Source organism: Clostridium sp. OM05-5BH, assembly GCF_003481505.1.
GTDB classification, from domain to species: domain Bacteria; phylum Bacillota; class Clostridia; order Lachnospirales; family Lachnospiraceae; genus Otoolea; species Otoolea fessa.
The window spans coordinates 90,565-108,577 of sequence record NZ_QULJ01000002.1; the positions used below are offsets into that span (position 1 = coordinate 90,565).

At 48.5% G+C, this 18,013-nt stretch carries 8 protein-coding genes; 7 read left to right on the forward strand and 1 reads right to left on the reverse strand.

Annotation, left to right across the window (positions count from 1 at the left end):
- Window positions 1-50: 50 nt before the first annotated feature.
- On the forward strand, window positions 51-3,878 hold the full coding sequence (gene addA / locus DXB70_RS02925; RefSeq protein ID WP_118672625.1) for a helicase-exonuclease AddAB subunit AddA: 3,828 nt from the start codon (window positions 51-53) through the stop codon (window positions 3,876-3,878).
- Window positions 3,879-4,112: 234 nt separating this feature from the next.
- On the opposite strand, the gene DXB70_RS02930 is transcribed toward addA, so the two are convergent.
- On the reverse strand, window positions 4,113-4,898 hold the full coding sequence (locus tag DXB70_RS02930; protein ID WP_181357168.1) for a MerR family transcriptional regulator: 786 nt from the start codon (window positions 4,896-4,898) through the stop codon (window positions 4,113-4,115).
- 525 nt (window positions 4,899-5,423) lie between these two features.
- Here DXB70_RS02930 and rsmH point away from each other — a divergent pair.
- The 6 genes from rsmH to DXB70_RS02965 all read left to right on the forward strand — a co-directional run bounded on the left by rsmH (window position 5,424) and on the right by DXB70_RS02965 (window position 17,978).
- Window positions 5,424-6,482: a 16S rRNA (cytosine(1402)-N(4))-methyltransferase RsmH gene (rsmH, locus tag DXB70_RS02935; protein ID WP_117796375.1), complete on the forward strand. Its 1,059-nt coding sequence runs from the start codon at window positions 5,424-5,426 to the stop codon at window positions 6,480-6,482.
- Window positions 6,483-6,793: 311 nt separating this feature from the next.
- A complete protein-coding gene (locus DXB70_RS02945; RefSeq protein WP_243099893.1) occupies window positions 6,794-7,639 on the forward strand; it encodes a tyrosine-type recombinase/integrase in 846 nt (281 codons plus the stop codon).
- A 245-nt stretch (window positions 7,640-7,884) separates the two neighbouring features.
- A complete protein-coding gene (locus DXB70_RS02950; protein WP_118524622.1) occupies window positions 7,885-8,550 on the forward strand; it encodes a hypothetical protein in 666 nt (221 codons plus the stop codon).
- 48 nt (window positions 8,551-8,598) lie between these two features.
- The gene (locus DXB70_RS02955) at window positions 8,599-12,729 is read left to right on the forward strand and encodes a VWA domain-containing protein (RefSeq protein ID WP_182448405.1); all 4,131 of its coding nucleotides are present in this window, start codon (window positions 8,599-8,601) and stop codon (window positions 12,727-12,729) included.
- A 199-nt stretch (window positions 12,730-12,928) separates the two neighbouring features.
- Window positions 12,929-13,729 carry a class B sortase gene (srtB, locus tag DXB70_RS02960; RefSeq protein WP_182448406.1) on the forward strand — a complete coding sequence of 267 codons (801 nt, stop codon included), beginning with the start codon at window positions 12,929-12,931 and terminating at the stop codon, window positions 13,727-13,729.
- Window positions 13,730-13,763: 34 nt separating this feature from the next.
- Entirely contained in the window at window positions 13,764-17,978 is a 4,215-nt protein-coding gene (locus tag DXB70_RS02965) for a Cna B-type domain-containing protein (RefSeq protein WP_182448407.1), read from the forward strand.
- The last annotated feature ends 35 nt before the right edge of the window (window positions 17,979-18,013 follow it).

Genomic DNA, 18,013 nt, shown 5'->3' on the forward strand with positions numbered 1-18,013 from the left:
GACTGTGGGAATGAAAGAAGAACCAGTCATGAAAAAGGAAAGGGCGAGAAATGGCAGTAAATTGGACCAGGGAACAGAAGCAGGTAATTGAGGGGCGGGAGAAAAGCCTCCTGGTGTCGGCAGCGGCCGGAAGCGGCAAGACCGCGGTGTTGGTTGAGCGGATTATCCGGATGATCACGGAGGGGGAGAACCCGAAGGACATAGACCGCCTGCTTGTCATGACTTTTACCCGGGCGGCAGCGGCGGAGATGCGGGAGCGGATCCAGGCGGCGATTGAGAAAAAACTGGAATCGGAGCCGGAAAATGAACATCTCCAGCAGCAGGCAGTTCTGGTTCAGTTTGCCCAGATCACGACGATCGACAGCTTCTGCCTGCATATCATGCGGGAACATTTTGACCGGCTGGACATCGATCCGGCATTCCGGGTTGGCGATGAGGGCGAAATGCTTCTGATGCGCGCTGATGTGATGGATGGGCTGCTGGAAGATTATTACCGCGACGGCGGGAAAAGGTATGAGGAGTTTGTGGACGCGTATGCGACGGGCAAGGCGGACGGTGGAATTGCCGAGTATGTGACGCAGGTCTACAATTTCGCCCAGAGTAACCCGTGGCCGGATGCGTGGTATGAAAAATGCCGTGAGGAGCTGCTCTTGACCGAACAGGGAGAGCTGGAGCAGACGGAGTGGATGCAGTTCCTTTTGCGAGATATTGCATTGCAGGCGCAGGAGTGGAAAATACAGCTTCGGGAGGCGTGGGAGATCTGCCAGGAGACGGGGGGACCGATGCCGTACCTGCCGATGATCGAGGAAGATCTGCGCCATGCGGAGGCAGTCTGTGGGGCAGCCGGTTCGTTTGAAACGATCTCGGAGGCATTGGAACAATTTACGTTTTCGCGTCTGGCGGCGATCCGCGGCAAAAACGGGGAGGTCGATCCGGAGAAAAAGGCGCTTGTTTCCGACTGCCGCAGCCGGGTCAAAAAAGCAGTTGAAAAGTTAAAAGGAGAGTACCTGTTTGCCTCCCCGGAGCAGATGCTTACGGATATGGAAGCTGGAAAAGAGCGGATTTTGGAACTTTTGGAGCTGGCGCAGGAATTTGGACGGCGGTTTAGGGCGAAGAAGAAAGAGAAAAATGTGGTGGATTTTCATGATCTGGAACATTTTGCGCTGGAGATCCTGACAGAACCGGAAGCAGAATGTTCTGAGGCGGAGGAAACTTCAAGTGCAGAAGAAACCGATCAGATGCAAGGGAAAAATGCCTGGACAGTGCGCGTACCAGGCACAGTCGCGGATGAGCTCGCCGTGCAGTACGACGAAATTCTGGTGGACGAGTACCAGGACAGCAACCTGGTTCAGGAGACGCTGATCCAGTGCATCAGCGGTGAACGCTTTGACCGCCCGAATGTGTTTATGGTGGGCGATGTCAAGCAGAGTATCTATAAATTCCGCCTGGCGAGACCGGAATTATTTCTGGAAAAATACAGCACATACACGTCGGAGGAGAGCGCGCATCAGAAGATCGAGCTTCACCAGAACTTTCGAAGCCGGGATCACATACTGGAATCGATCAATGCGATTTTTTACCGTATCATGACGGAAAAGCTGGGAAATATATCCTATACGGAAGATGCGGCACTGCATCCGGGCGCAGCCTTTGAAGAGCGGGATGGCCTGGATGAGTTAAAGACGGAGCTATTGCTGGTGGATTTGTCGGCGCAGCCGCAGAAAGAGACGGAATCCCCCGAGTTAGATGATGAGGCAGCCGATTACACCGCCAGAGAGCTGGAAGCGCGCATGATCGCCGGAAAGATCCGTGAGATGACGGATAAAGAACGGGGGATCACGATCTGGGATAAGGAGCTTGGCGCTTACCGTCGGGCGCAGTACGGGGATATTGTGATTCTGCTTCGAAGCGTCAGCGGATGGGCGGAAGAATTTATCGAGGTGCTGGCGACGCAGGGGATTCCGGCGGTCGCAGAGTCTCGGACGGGATATTTTAATACGCTGGAAGTCGAGACGGTGCTGAATCTTTTGGCAGTCATCGACAATCCGATGCAGGACATTCCCCTGGCGTCGGTGCTCAAATCGCCATTTGGCGGCGTTTCTGATGAGGAGATGGCGTGGATTGTGGCGGAACATAAGGCGGGCGTTGACCGGTCGCGGGATGCAGGGCTTTACCGGGCGGTTGTGGAGTATATGAACGAGGATGGACCGGTGAAGTCGAATGACGAAAGTGACGAGTCGTCGATCGCGGATGTGTTTCGTTTTCAAAAAAATAAATTAATTCAAAAGAATAACCTGCGCCGAAAACTCCAAAAACTCTTTACTCTTCTGGATACATTCCGCCAGGAAGCTGTTTACCTGCCGATGCACGAGCTCCTCTACCGGATTTACGACAAAACGGGCTATTACCGCTATGTGTCGGCGCTTCCGGGCGGGGCGGGACGGCGCGGCAACCTGGATATGCTGGTGGAGAAAGCGGCTGCTTACGAGGCGACGAGCTACCGGGGCGTGTTCCATTTTATCCGGTATATTGAAAAATTGAAAAAATATAACACAGATTTTGGCGAGGCGCCGGTGGCGGATTCCGAGGGAACGGTGGTGCGGATCATGAGCATCCACAAGAGCAAGGGGCTGGAATTTCCGATCGTGTTTGTGGCTGGAATGGGAAAAAATTTTAACAAGCAGGATACGCGGGGGAAACTTCTGATTGACGCGGATCTGGGAATCGGAACCGACTATCTGGACAGTGAGAAGCGCATCAAGGGACCGACGCTCAAGAAAAATGTGATGAAACGCCGGATGGAACTGGAGGCGCTGGGCGAGGAACTGCGCGTTCTTTACGTGGCGCTGACGCGTGCGAAGGAAAAATTGATTCTGACGGCGTCCTCCCGGAAATTGGAGGATCGGATTGCGAAGTGGAGCGCAGTGGCAGCCGAACACGGGGCGATTCCGTATACGATTCTGACGTTGGCTTCCTCGTATCTGGATTGGATTTTGATGAGTATTCCGGAAAAAAATCCGTGGATTTCATATCAGATGGAAACGCTTTCCGACCAGATCGACCGTGAGATTGGCACGCAGATACGCCAGACGTTATCGAGAGAGTGGCTGCGGTGGCTGGCGGGGGAGGACAGCCATTTGTCGAATGACGAGAATCATTCAAACACGCAAAATCGGATCGAAAATATCAGGGAAATAGAATCGATCATCAGCAACAATTACCATTTCCAGTACCCATACCCAGACGATCTGAGTCTCAACACCAAGATGTCCGTTTCTGAACTTAAGAAAAAGGGCATGGAGGAAGAAGAGGAGGAGATGGTATTTCTGCCGACGCTGCCAGTGTTTATGGAGAAGGAGCAGGAAGAAAAAGGCGGCGCGACGCGCGGTACAGCGTACCACCGTGTGTTGCAGTTGTTGCCGTTTGAGCGGGCAATGTCGAGACAGGAGTTAAATGCATTTCCGGCGAAGCTGGCGGCTGAGGGGCGGATGGATGCCGAGGCGGCGGCGTTGGTGCGCGGCTCAGATCTGGCAAAACTGACAGCCAGTTCATTGGGAAAACGCATGCAGAGAGCGGCAGCAGCCGGGAAACTGTACCGGGAAAAACAGTTCGTCATCGGTATTCCGGCGCGCGAAATGGGCGACTGGGATTCGGATGAGCGGATTCTGATACAGGGTATCATCGACGCCTTTTTTGAGGAGGATGGCAAGCTGGTTCTGGTGGATTATAAGACAGATTATGTGGAAAATTCAGACATTCTGATCCGCCGCTATGAGGCACAGGTGCGCTACTATACCCGCGCACTAGAACAGATGACAGGAAAAAGGGTGGCGGAGCGCTACCTGTATTCGTTCCGGTTTGGGGCGATTGAAGTGTAAGGCAGTGATTCTGGATACAGATAGGCACGTTCGGAGCCGATCGTATTTCCAGTCAATACGCCGGGATATGCGGCGCAGGAGGATCTGACGGAGTACCGGAGTTTTACGGATTATACGGATCAGGGCTTTGTTTATGTCCATGCGGGCTGCCGCGGCCGATAACTTTATAGAGTGGGTCAATGCGTGCTGCGCCCAGAGGAATTAAAATAATAAAATTAGAGAAATAAGTTTTGGTTAAAGGGTATCATCCGCCATCAGAACCGCTACCTGCGTCAGAAAATTCTCAGGATTTTTGTGCTGGGGCGGTCCCTCCAGATAGAGGTGGCGGGCGGTGCCCTTTAATGGAATCTGATATTTGTTTGCATACGCACAAAGATGCTTCACAATTACAGGAAGACCTTCATAGGCACCGTGATAAAAGATACAGAGCGCTTTCTGGCAGGGCAGGGTGACGAGATGTTCACCCCGGCTTTCCGGCGGGACGGCGATGCAGCAGGTAAAATCGCCCGGATTCGAAAGGTTGTATTCGGTGAAAAACATATGCTGGGTGGTGTCAGAACCATATTGACGGATCGCCTTGATGAAGACGCCACGTAATTGCTCTTTCTTGTCTTCAAGTTCTGTCGAATGCAGATCCTGGCAGTAAACGGTCTGGGCGGGAAGTTCTATCTGTCGGATTTCAAAGTCATTGTGCCCTTTTGAATGTTCTTTTAATTTCTCAATATTCCGGCTGATCTCGTCACGCAGATCTTCCAGACGAGTGATCAGCGGCTCCAGATCCGTCGTGCCGTGATAATAGGCATAGATATCATCCAGCGACAGACCGAGATTCTGCAGAATGCGGATGCTCCGGATGCGCGAGACGGTGTCTGCTGTATAGTAACGGTTTCCATTGATACCGTCTCTCTGATCCGGCAGAATAAGACCCTTGTCTTCATAATTTAAAATCATGCGCCGGGTCACTTCCAACGCTTTGGCTGCCTCGCCGATCGAGAGCAGCCGTTTTTTATCGTGCGTCATAAAACCTCCTGTTAGATATCCATAAGATGTGCAATCATGTATATTTGTCATGTAGGATTCTGGTGCAATTTTTTACACTCATAGTTGTGTATAATTACATGAAAAATAAGTAAAAATTATATAAATTAGCTAAAAAGGGATTGTATCGTACATCAATGTACGGTATATAATCATTTTATTGAAAGCGGGATGCCGTGTCAAGTATTCCGCCGATGCAAAACACCACACAATTTGTCATACTATGCACGTTGAAAAGGAGTATCCGGGCAGGCAGGAGCGTCAGACATTGGGGAGAATGAGTATTTTATATACAGAAAGATTTGATGGCTCATCTGCAAACATCTGCCCGGAGAAACATTTCAACCAAAACGCCTTTATTGTATACCTATGATGCTGCGTTTTATCTGGAAAAATCAAGAAAGAATTGACATTTGAACGCCTTCCATATATGCTTGAACCAATATGATTTTCGATTTGACAGATGGGAAAATCAATGGAAAATCTAAGCAGATATGGGAGGCTTTTATGGATCAGGAAAATCAGACACCACACAAACGGCGTGTCAGATATAAAGGAAAATATCCAAAAAAATTTGAAGAAAAATATAAAGAGCTGCAGCCGGAGAAGTATCAGGACACGATCCAGCACGTGATTCAGAAGGGAAATACACCAGCGGGCATGCATATTTCCATTATGGTGCAGGAGATTCTGGACTTTTTGCAGATCCAGCCGGGGCAGGTCGGATTTGATGCGACGCTAGGATACGGCGGACATACGAAGGCGATGCTGGCCTGCCTGAAAGGGCAGGGACATATGTATGCGACCGATGTTGATCCGGAGGAATCCGCCAAGACGCGGAAACGCCTGGAAGAAGCGGGCTATGGCGAGGACATGCTTTCAATCCGTCTCCAGAACTTCTGTACAATCGATGAGATTGCCAAAGAAGCGGGTGGTTTTGATTTTATTTTAGCCGATCTGGGCGTGTCTTCGATGCAGATTGACAATCCGAAGCGAGGCTTTTCGTTCAAGGTAGATGGACCGCTGGACCTGCGCCTGAATCAGGAAAAAGGCATCAGCGCCGCCGAGCGCCTTGACACGATCGAGCGTGAGGAGCTGGCGGGCATGCTGTACGAAAATTCAGACGAACCGTACTGCGAGGAGCTGGCAAAAGCGATCACGGATGAGATCCGCCGTGGAAACCGGATCGATACGACCACGAAACTCCGTGAAATCATTGAAAAAACATTGGATTTCCTTCCGGAAAAGGAGAAAAAGGAGACAGTCAAGAAGACCTGTCAGCGTGTTTTCCAGGCGCTCCGGATCGATGTAAACCAGGAATTTGAAGTGCTCTATGAGTTTATGGAGAAGCTTCCGAATGCGCTTCGACCGGGCGGACGGGCAGCGATCCTGACCTTCCATTCCGGAGAGGATAAACTGGTGAAAGCGGCGCTCAAAGAGGGATATCGCGCCGGTATCTATAAAGAATATTCCAAAGATGTGGTGCGCCCGTCCGCGCAGGAGTGCGTACAGAACCCGCGTGCCCGCTCGACGAAGATGCGCTGGGCGATCCGGGCGGAGGAGTAAAAAAGAATATAAAAGAAAATATATGAAAAAACAGGGCAGCTGTTCCGAGCAATATGGGAGCGGCTGTCCTGTTTTTATTGTGAAGATCAAAGAGAGTCCATGTGAAAAAATTTCGGGCGCAGTGATGTCCGGTTCTGCAAAAATCCGATTAAAAGAGCAAAAATGTTTTTTTAGCGAGATTTCTGTTTCCGGTGCGTATACTATAAGATTACTTTTCAGAAAATAGAAAAGTAGTCACAGTTGTGAAAGAAAAAACAGCTGCGAAAAAAACAAATACGCGAGAAAGTTTCGTGAGAAAGAGAGGAAACGCATTGAAACAGGAAACACAAAATGAATTGGAACGATTTAGGGATTATTTGAGAGAACAGGAAAAAAGCAGCCATACGATCGAAAAATACTGCCGGGATGTGAGAAAGTTTTTGATGTTTGCGGGTGAAGAATGGGATAAAAACACAATTATATCGTTTAAGGAATATCTGCAAGCCCATTATAAAACATCCAGCGCCAATTCGATGCTGGCATCTCTGAACAGCTACTTTCATTTTATCGGAAGACAGGAATACTGTGTCCGCACGTTCCGGGTGCAGAAGCGGATTTTCTGCGATGAGAGACGGGAAATGACGCGCAGCGATTACCAGAAGTTAGTTAAGGCGGCACGGGGACGCGGCGATGAACGTCTCTGTGCGATATTGCAGACGATCGCGAGCACGGGCATACGAATCAGCGAGCTTTCATATATTACAGCGGAATCGCTGGCACAGGGGGAAGTAGTGATCGACTGTAAGGGAAAACAGCGGGTGATCCTGCTGCCGCAGTCGCTGATGCTGTATCTGACGCAGTACTGCCAGAAGCAGCGGATTGTGAGAGGCAGTATCTTTGTCACAAGAAGCGGGCAGGCAGTCCGCAGACAGAATGTGTGGGCGGACATGAAATCCGTCTGCGCCGAAGCAGGTGTTCTTCCGAGCAAGGTATATCCGCACAATCTGCGCCATCTGTTTGCCAAGATATTTTACGAGCGCGATCACGATCTGGTCCGTCTGGCAGACTATCTGGGTCACAGCAGCGTGGAAACGACACGCCGTTATACGATCATCAGCAGCCGTGAAGCGTGCCGCAGACAGCTGGAATTAGGTTTGTTGATTGATAGGGAAAATTGACGAAAAACATAATGGGAATTATGTCATGAAATGAAAAAAATCTGCATACATATCTAAATATATGATTTTATTATCAAGTTTATCACTTCTGAGAAAAAATTTCAACCTACAAAGACGTTAAAAAACAGTACTTGAAAGTACAGATATTTTATCCAAAATCCGACAAAAACCTTGCAAATTAAAGAAAAAACAAAACAGGTGGATATGACATAATTCCCATTATGTCAGCCGGGGAGGTGGAGTATGTGAGAGAAGATCTGACGGGGCGCCGGTATGGACGCCTGACCGTCTGCCGGGAGATAAAACAGGCAGAAAAAAGCCGCCGCCATTACTGGCTGTGCCGGTGTGACTGCGGGAAAGAAAAAACCGTGGAGGAGTCCCATCTGAAAACAGGGCATACGAAAAGCTGCGGGTGCTATCGGAAGGAACTTCCGTCCAGTCGGCGGATCGATCTGACAGGTCGTCAGTTCGGACGTTTGAAAGTGCTTGAAGAGGCGGATAATTCCAACCGGACAGGTGAATATTGGAAATGTGTCTGTAGCTGCGGACGCCTGATTGAGGCATCCAAAGAAAGCCTGTGCGCGGGAAAAACCAAGAGCTGTGGGTGCCTGCAGGCGGAGACACGAAAGAAAAACATGAAAAAAGCGATTCATTTTGTAGGCGGAACCTGCCTGGAACGAATCGCCAACCAGAAAAATACGGCAAACAATACAAGCGGCTACCGAGGCGTCTACCAGCGGGAAAATTCCCGGTGGCGGGCAGCGATCGGCTTTCAGGGAAAAGTGTACAACCTTGGAACCTTCGTAAACCTTGAGGATGCGGTGGCAGCGCGGAAAAAAGCAGAAGAGGAATTGTACGAGCCATTTTTGCGGGAACATGGCGTGAAAGCGGTACAGAATGGAGGTATTTAAATCCGCATAAGGGGACCTGTGTTGATGATAAGACGGGAGGCAAAAAGAATGAAAAAAACGAAGAAAAAGGGGAAAAGTTACAGTCAAGGCTGGTTTGGGCGTCAGTCAAGGCGTTTCATGTCAGTGCTTTTGTGCAGCAGTATGTTGAGCACAAGCGTGGCAAATACAGCCGCATTTGCAGCTGCCACATCCGAAGGAGGGGATGAAAGACAGGAATTTTCATTGGAAAAAGAAGTCCTCAGGCAGGCAATCCGGGATGCTGCTAAAAAAGGAAAGACAGTAAAAGAGGATGCATTTACGTTTTCCGGCGATGAGGCAGAAACCTACGAGGGACTGTTTGAAGAAGGAAATCTATATGAACTGCATCCAGATTTCGAGAAGAAAAACGACCGGCTTACTTTGAAAATGTATGCCCGCTTAGAGGATGAAGAGGACATGGATCAGTATACGATCAGCGGAAATGAAGAAATTATTTTCCTGATGACCAATTCTTCTTCAAAAGAGCGCACCGGACGGATTCTGGTGGATGGAAGAGCCAGCGCATGGATGACGGTTGCGCCATTTGGTGAAGTAAAAAAGCAGGTTGAGCTGGAGACAGAGGAAGCGGTTCCGGTCGAGATAGAAAATGAGGTAAAAGAACCGGAAAGTGCAGTTCCGGCAGGAAGTGAAGATATCACAGAAGAGGATACGGCTCTGGAGGACGATGTAAAAGAGCAGGAAAATGCTTCAGATGCAGGTAACAATCAAATAAAAGAAGAATCGGAAGCAGCGGATGACAAGAAAGATTTATCGGAGCCGGATTCTGAGAACGAGAATGAAAAAGCAGGCATGGATGCGTCCGAAACAGATACATCGGATTCAGAAAATGACAGCGCCCAGGACGAAGATTCAGTTCAGGTATCACGTTCGGCTCATTTTTCGATGTTTTTGACTTCAGCTGCAATGGCATCTCCGTCTGATGCAAAAGAAGAAGAGAACGAGAACGATGAAAACGAAAAAAATAAGGCGATTGTAGGCGACGAAGCAGAAGAAGACAATTTCGAACGCATTCTGGGGGATTCATATGAAACGGTAGGCATTAAGAATGCATCCGCAGCCGCATTTGTAACTTCCGCGATGGAGCTTGGTCTGACAGACGTAGCTGTTTTGTCGGCAGTGGAAGTGGAAGAAATTCCACACTGGCAGATTTCGAAGTCTAAAAAAGCTACCAATCTGGACGAAAACTTTGAATCCCAGGTAACACTTTCCCTTCCGTCAGCGGAGGAAAAACTGGAAAATGACATTGTGTTTGTGCTGGATAAATCTACCAGCGTGCAGCTGGAAAATGAGGCGTTAGAGATGCTTAAGGAGCTGCAGGCGCAAGCAAAGGAAAATGGCGCAAAAGTAAAGGTTGGAGTCGTTATTTTCAATAAAGAAGCGCACAAGTCTGACTTTATGGATTTGGAAACCCAGTATGATGCGATTGCGGCAGCGATCCGTGAGAATATTAGCAGCGGAACGAATCTTTCGGCTGGAATCCTTGCAGGCAAGAAAATGCTGGATGAGGATACGCAGGTGGCAGCAGGAAGAAAGAGCCTGGTGCTTTTAAGCGATGGCATTACCTATATTTTTGGGAAAAAACCGACGGCGGTTGCCTGGGGATTTGAGAATGATGGTTCAGAACATTCCTGGGCGGGACCGGATAACTGGATTCTTAAATATGGGAATAATAAAGCATTATCGGAGGATGAGTGGAACGAGCGCCTGGGTACAATCAAAGCGCAGATGGATGCACAGGGCGATGAATTTGACCATCCATATGAGCAAGGAGATTTAACGCCATGTACCCCACCTGGTGAAGGAAAAGAACGTGCCAATAGCGTTGATAAAGCACTCTATCTTTCCTATGAGGCATATCTGGAAGCGGCGAAGGAACAGTATCACTGCTATGCGATGCCGATTGGTTCATCTGCTGGTGAAAGCTATCCATGGGGACCGAGCTTTGTGAAATATCTGGCAGACGGAAAAACGGTAAGTTTTGAAGATATCAAAAATGACATCCTTTATGCCGTCGATCGGGACTCGACTGTGGAAGATTATATGGGTTGGGTCAAGGATGACTACAATTTTGACTTAAAGAGCATCGACCGTCTGACCGTTGGCGGCAGGGAGCTTTCTAAATGGAAAGATGGAAATACCGTTTATTTTGGAAATGAAGACGTGAATGCAGCTCAGTATCGTTTTAAGGTGGAATACGATCCGTCGGATAAGGAAGGCGGAGAACATTTCATCTGGACGATGAATGAGGCGGTAAAAAATAATGAACCGGTGCAGCTGACCTATACGGTAAAACTGGTAAATCCGAAGAACAATCCAGGAGAATCGTATGGACGGTACGATGAAGACGGAAGCGAAGAGTATGATGGACTTTATACGAACCAGAAAGCAGTGCTGCATCCGGTTGGAAGCGATCAGGAAAAAGGAAAAACGGAAGTATTTTCGAAACCGACTGTATCATATACGATTCCGGGAGGAGAACTTCCGACGATTCCAGAGGGAGGAACTTCTAAATCGAAGACAGCAGAACAGCTGGATGAAAATTTTAAGTCTCAAGTGGCTTTGTCCTTGCCGTCAGCGGAGGAGCAGCTGGTAAGTGATGTGGTGCTTGTCTTAGATAAATCAACCAGCACGGGACTGAAAGAGCAGGCATTGGAAATGCTTCAGAACCTCAAGAAAGAAGTGCAGGAAAAGGGAGCAAAGGTCAAAGTGGGAGTAGTGCTCTTTAACAAGGAAGCGCATACGGATGGATTTATGGATTTGGAGACCCAATATGAGGCGATTGAAGCAGCCATTTGTCAGGAGATTAAGAGTGGAACCAATCTTCACGCAGGTATTTTAGCGGGTAAATCGATGTTAGACCAGGATACAGGAGTGGCAGATGAACGCAAGACACTGGTAGTTGTCAGTGATGGTATTACCTATATGTTTAATGAGAATCCGACGGCGGTTGCCTGGGGATTTATGGCAGATTCTCCGAAACATTTTGCAGGACCGGATAACTGGAAATCCAAGTATGGAAATAATCAGGCACCGACGGACTGGAATGCATGGCTGACCGGCATAGGAGCCAGACTTTCAGAGCAGAAGGATACACACGACTATCCATATGGAACGGAACCGGATGCATCGCTTATTACACCGGTGGAGGAAGCAGGAAATTATGTGAATTCGATCGATAAGGCATTATATCTTTCATACGAGGCGTACGCACAGGCAGCTTCGGAAGGATATCACTGCTATGCGATGCCGATTACGCCGCCCGGAACGGCAAGTAACTATGAGTGGGGAATGAGTTTCATGCGGTACCTCGCGAATGGAAAGCAGGTTTCATTTGACAGTATAGAAAATGATATTTTGTATGCCGTTGATAAAGGTTCTGTTGTGAAAGATTATATGGGCTATGTGAAAGAGGATTATAACTTTGATTTCGATCACTTAGACCAGCTGACAGTAGGGGGAAAAGCGCTTTCTATGTATCAGGAGGGCAACACCTGGTATTTTGGAGACGGAGAACCGGGACCGCAGAATTATCGTTTTAAAGTGGTATATGACGCGGGAAATAAGGCAGAGACAGAGATGTTTACCTGGTATATAAATGAACCAGTTTCAAACTTTGCACCGGTGCAGCTGACCTATACCGTAAAACTGATAAACCCAAAGACGGCGGATGGAACCTATGGAAAATATGACCGGGACGGCAGCCAGCACTATGAAGGGCTCTATACCAATCAGGAGGCGGTCCTGTATCCGGTAGACAGCCGTGGAAATGAGTATCGGCCAGAAGAATTCCCGAAGCCGACCGTATCATATGTGGTAGAACATGGAAGCCAGGAACCGGGATCTGATCCTACCCCGACCCCGAATCCAGGCAATAACGGAGGCGGAAGCCACGGCGGTCACGGAGGCGGAAGTAGTTCTGGCAGTAAAAAGTCTTCGACTACAACCGCGTCGGGACCGGCAGCCCAGCCGACGGAACCGGTTACGCCGGTTGTACCAGAACCTCAGCCGGTTGTACCGGCAGAAGGACTTCCGAAGACCGGGGATACGGATCGGATGGATGTGCCGATGGCTCTGCTGGCAATTGGAATGATGGCAGCAGCTTATGTATTAATGACGGGCAGAAAAAAGACGGAAGAGTAAGACAAGATATAGAAAAATAAAAATTGCCCGGTTATAAGAGCAGGTTTTTAGGGCGGCGCCAGAAAAAATGGCGCTGTCCTAAAACTATGCTGTTATCTGTTTCGTTTTGTATGCAAATTAATACATCATTTATAAAAATATATAATTTGCTTAATAAATAAAGGCGCAGAACGTTTCACGGGCAAAGATGGAGGGATCGATGCAAAAGTGGACACGGAAAGCAGCGGCTGTGATAGCTGTCATCTGTTTGGCGTTTGGTACAGCGGGGGTGGCAATGCATAAATGGGATGAAATGCGTCAGGAGAAGGCGCAGGAAGAGTTGACTGCCCAGGTTGTGGGAATGTCAGAAGCAGGGACGACGGGAGAAACAATGCCGGAGAAAAAAGTGCCAGAAGTGGAAAATGAGATAGGTGAGACAAATGCAATAAAGGAGACAGAATATGTGTCAGCAATTGATTTTTCAGCGCTGGATTTCCAGAATCCGGACGTCGTTGCCTGGATTCAGATTCCGGGAACTCAGATCAATTATCCGGTGGTTCAGGGGAAGGACAATGATTATTACCTGCACCGTGACCTGAACGGACAGAAGAGCACGGCGGGCACGATTTTTCTGGACTATGCCGATCAGGCAGATTTTTCGTCCCTGCATAACGTGCTGTACGGCCATCACATGAAGAATGGAAGTATGTTTAAGGACATTTCCAGATACAAGGATCAGGGCTATTTCGATCAGCATTCAGAAATCATTCTTTATACGCCGGAGCGGGAGATTCATTTAAAAGCCCTGGCGGCTGTCTGCACATCGCCGGATGCGATCCGCCGGAAAACGGAGTTTGCATCGGGAGAAGAATTTGCGTCATATATTCAGCAGATGACAGCGGGCGCGAGCGCGTCCGCGCCGATCGAGGGGACGATCGTGCGTTTGTATTCATTTGTGACATGCAGCTATGAATTTAACAATGCCCGGACAATTCTATATGCGTATGAGGCGGCAGAATAGAATGGGAAATAGATCTATAACAGGAGGTAAGAATATGAAGAAGTTAGAGACAAAGGGGAGGAGCCGGGAACAGAGGCATCATTTGTTTCATAAAGAAATGAAGCAGATGAAGCGTCTTTTGTCTGTCTGTTTGTGCACCAGTATGATCAGTACCAGTATTGGAAGTACGACGGCGCTGGCAGCAACGGCTCCGCTGTTGGAAAAGAATGAGGCGGAAGAAGAAAATCAGAATTTTGTCCTGGATCGGGAAGAGCTGAGTGAGGCACTATTAAAAGCGGTGAAAGGAAAACCGGTCAAGGAAGATGCCCTAACCTTTGAGGGAGAAGAATCAGAAGCGTATGAGACACTGTTTCAGGAAGATGGTTCCCTCTTTGAATTGCATCCGGATGTGAAAGCACCGGACGGAAAGGTAAATTTAAAGGTCTATGCGAGACTGGATGAAAAAGAGGATCTGGATCATTATACGATCACGGGCGAGGAAGAAATTTTATTTCTGCTGTTAAATCGTTCTTCTGAGAAAGAATATGGGCAGATAGAGGTAGATGGAAAACGAAGCGGAAAAGTTTCGATTCTCTCATCTAAAGAGTTAAAGAAGCAGATCCAGGATGAAGAAATGGAAGCAAGCGAAGAAACGGGAGTTTCCATTTCGAATGGTGCGGAAGAAAAATCAAATAAAACGGCTGGAGAGTCTGAGAAGAAAGAAAATGTAAAAGAGACAGATTCGCAGGAACCAGAAAAAGAGAATCCGGTGGAAACTCCGGAAAAGGTGGACAAGTCAGAGAACCCGGCAAGTGAACCGGAAAAAGGTTCAGAGGCGGAAAATCCGGCGAATAAAGCAGAAAACGGGGCAGAAGCAGAGAACCCGGCAAACGAGCCGGAAAAGAGCCAGGAAGCAGGCTCGGGTGCGGGTGATGCGGGAAAAACAGGTATCCCAGAAGAAAAGGACAGTCAGCCGGATGCAGATTCGGGCTCAGAAAATGAAAAGAATGATTCTGCAGGCAGCGAAGCAGGGGACGTGGCGCAGGTATCGCGATCGGATCATTTTAAGATGTTTCTGACAGCGGCACCGGCGACGGCGAGCGAGATAAAGACGGAAGATGAGACATCGGAGAAAGAAACGAATACAGCCGACCAGCCGGATGCGGAGACGGAAGTCGAGATAGAAGACGGAGCAGAGCGGCTAGAGGGCGAGACATATGAGAGCGTTCTTCTTAAAAATACGGCAGCTGCTGCATTCGTGACGACCGCTGCAGAGCTGGGACTTTCCGGCAGTGTGGATGATGCGGTCTACACGGTCAATACAGATTCCGCTGTACTTACCCTGACGGTACCGGCGGGTGCGTTTGAAGAAAAAGTAAAGCTGAAAGCAGAAGAGATCAAGGACGGAAGCGAAGAACATCAGACATTGAGCGATCAGATCCATGAAGAAGGATACCGCGCGGATTCCTTTACAGCCTTTGATGTGAAATTTGTAAACGAGGCAGGAGAGGAAGTCGAGCCATCCGAAGAAGTCAAGGTCAGCATTCAGTTTAAAAAGAATGCAGTTGAAAGTGAGACAGGAGAAAATCTGGAAGAGACAAAAATCCTGCATATTCATGAGGATGTCATCACAGAACTTTCTGAGGTTGAAATCCAGGATAGCACAGAGGACAGTGAAAAGACAGCAAAACTGACCTTTGGCGTCAACGAATTTTCTATTCTGCTGGCTTTAAACGAGGCAGCTGCCGGTGTGGCAGAGGTAAATGGGACAGTGTATGATACGCTGGAAGCTGCATTCGCGGCAGCAGACGATGGGGATACGGTGAAGGTGCTGAAAAACTGTGGACTGTCAAAAGCCGTTTCAGTTGATAAAGCTCTTACACTTGATTTGAATGGAAAAGTAGTAAAAGTAAAAGTAGTTCCGGAAGCAAAAGCAAAACAGACAATCAGTGCATTTGCGGTTGCGGAATCGGTAACCTTTACGGTTTTGAATGGTCTGCTTGGCGGAAGCGGCAAGGGTGCAGATAACCGTGCGATCGAGGCAAACGGCGGAACAGTCATTCTGAGGAATACGATTCTGGCAGGTTTTCAGGCGTTATCTGGAAACGGCGGCGCTGTTTTGATGAATGGAGGTACGCTGGAAGCAGAGAAATGTAATTTCGGTTATTTTACAAGAGAAGATAATAATTACAAAGAATATAGTGGACAGGGAAATTTCGCCCAGAGCGGAGGTGCTGTCTATACTTCTCAGGCAGCGGTTAAAATGGAGAAGTGTAATTTGTTTTATAACAGCGCGATTGATATGACAGGAACGACTGGACAGTATTGGTTTGGCGGCGGTGCGCTTTTTGCAGATCGCGGAACGGTGACACTGAATGAAAATTATTTCTTCTCTAATACATCTAAGGATTATGGTGGAGCAATCCATCTGGATGCGGTGCAGACGGCAGAATTGACAGGCAACCGGATTCGAAATTCACATGCTTATAACCATCGGATTACAGAGATGGCAGCCAGAGGCGGCGATGGCGGTGCGATTTACAGCCGTATATCGAAAACAGTTACATTGAAGAACAATGTCATTACAGAAAATAGCAGCATGGGAAATGGCGCCGGGCTGTGGGTACTTGGAGCGGCTGATTGTGTTCTGACATTGGAAGGAAATACCATTGCTAAGAATGAAGCGGGTCAGCGTGGCGGCGGTATGAAGCTGAATATGGATAAGAACAGCCAGGTGAATTTAATCAGTGGTTTGATCAGTGAAAATAGATCGTCTGGCTTTGGCGGCGGAATTGATTACACGAATCACGAGAATCCAACGCTTCATCTTACGAATGTTCTGATAACAGGAAATCGGGCATCGCGTGGTGCAGGAATCTGGGCGTGCCCGACCTCTGAGACAGAGGTTTATTCAACTTTGGGCGGCGCTTTTTATGGAAATAAGGCAACTGGGAAGACAGGCGGCATTTCCTATTCTTATGAAGCATCAGGAGATGAGATCCGCTATGAAGGAACCGATACACCGGATAAGTTCTCGATTCAGAGCAACCCGCCGAGCGCAACTACCCACATTTCTGTTTCCGGTCGTTCTCTGGGCGGCGGTGTGATCAGATGGTATTCTGATGAGGCGGAAAATCGCTATCAGGCTGGAAATCCAGAAGCGGATCCGGCTATTTATACCAATACAAATAAGTCATTTGGTTTACATGGAGAGTTGAGTGAGGAGCACCAGAAATTGGCGTCTTCGGAGGCGCAGCTTGTTATCAGTGACAATGTTTCCAAGCGTGGCGGCGGTATTGCAACGAACAGTCCAGTCGTGATTGGTATGGAATATGCAGATGTGGCGGTAGAAGTAACCAAAAAATGGACCGAAGAAACTCATCCAGACCACGTGTACGTGGATCTCTACCGCGTAGGCGATACGAGCGGTGAAAAAGTGAAGCTCGACAGCCACGCAGAACTAAATGCGGAGAATAACTGGTCGGCGTCGTTTGAGGATCTTCCGTCAAAATGCGTTTCGAATGGAGAGGTGGAAGATTGTCACTATATTGTGGAAGAAGAAACGCTGGAAGGATGGAAGGGAAGTTCCAGTACAGAATATGACAAGGAAAACAAAACCTATCACATTACACTGACCAATGCACCAATCCGGTACGGCAGCCTGACGGTTTCCAAAGAGGTCACCGGAAGCGGAGACAAGGAAAAAGCGTTCACGTTTAAAGTAACCTTGCAGGGCGGCACTGCATTGAACGGAAATTATGGCGATATAGAATTTGTCGATAATGTAGCAACATTTACATTAAAGCACGGCGAGAGCAAGTCAGCAGCCGGTCTTCCGGAGGGAACTGCTTACACGGTGGAAGAGAGCGGAAATGAAGGCTATACCGTGACGAAAACAGGAGATGTAGGAACAATCGCTGGTGGAGAAACAGCAGCTGTAAAATTTGTCAATGCCATGAGCGGAGGCGATAATCCAACTCCAACACCAGATCCGACCCCGGATCATAATGGCGGTGGAGGTCATGGTGGTCACGGCGGTGGAAGTGGTTCTGGCAGTAAAAAGTCTTCGACCACAACCGCGTCTGGTCCGGCAGCAGAACCGACCGAACCGGTTACACCGGTTGAACCAGAACCTCAGCCGGTCGTACCGGAAGAGGGACTTCCGAAGACTGGAGAGGATCAGATGAATGTGCCGATGACTGCACTTACAGTTGGAATGATGGCAGCAGCCTATGTATTAATGACAGGTAGAAAAAAGACAGAGGAATAGAACGGGACATAGAAAAATAAAGACTGCACGGTCAT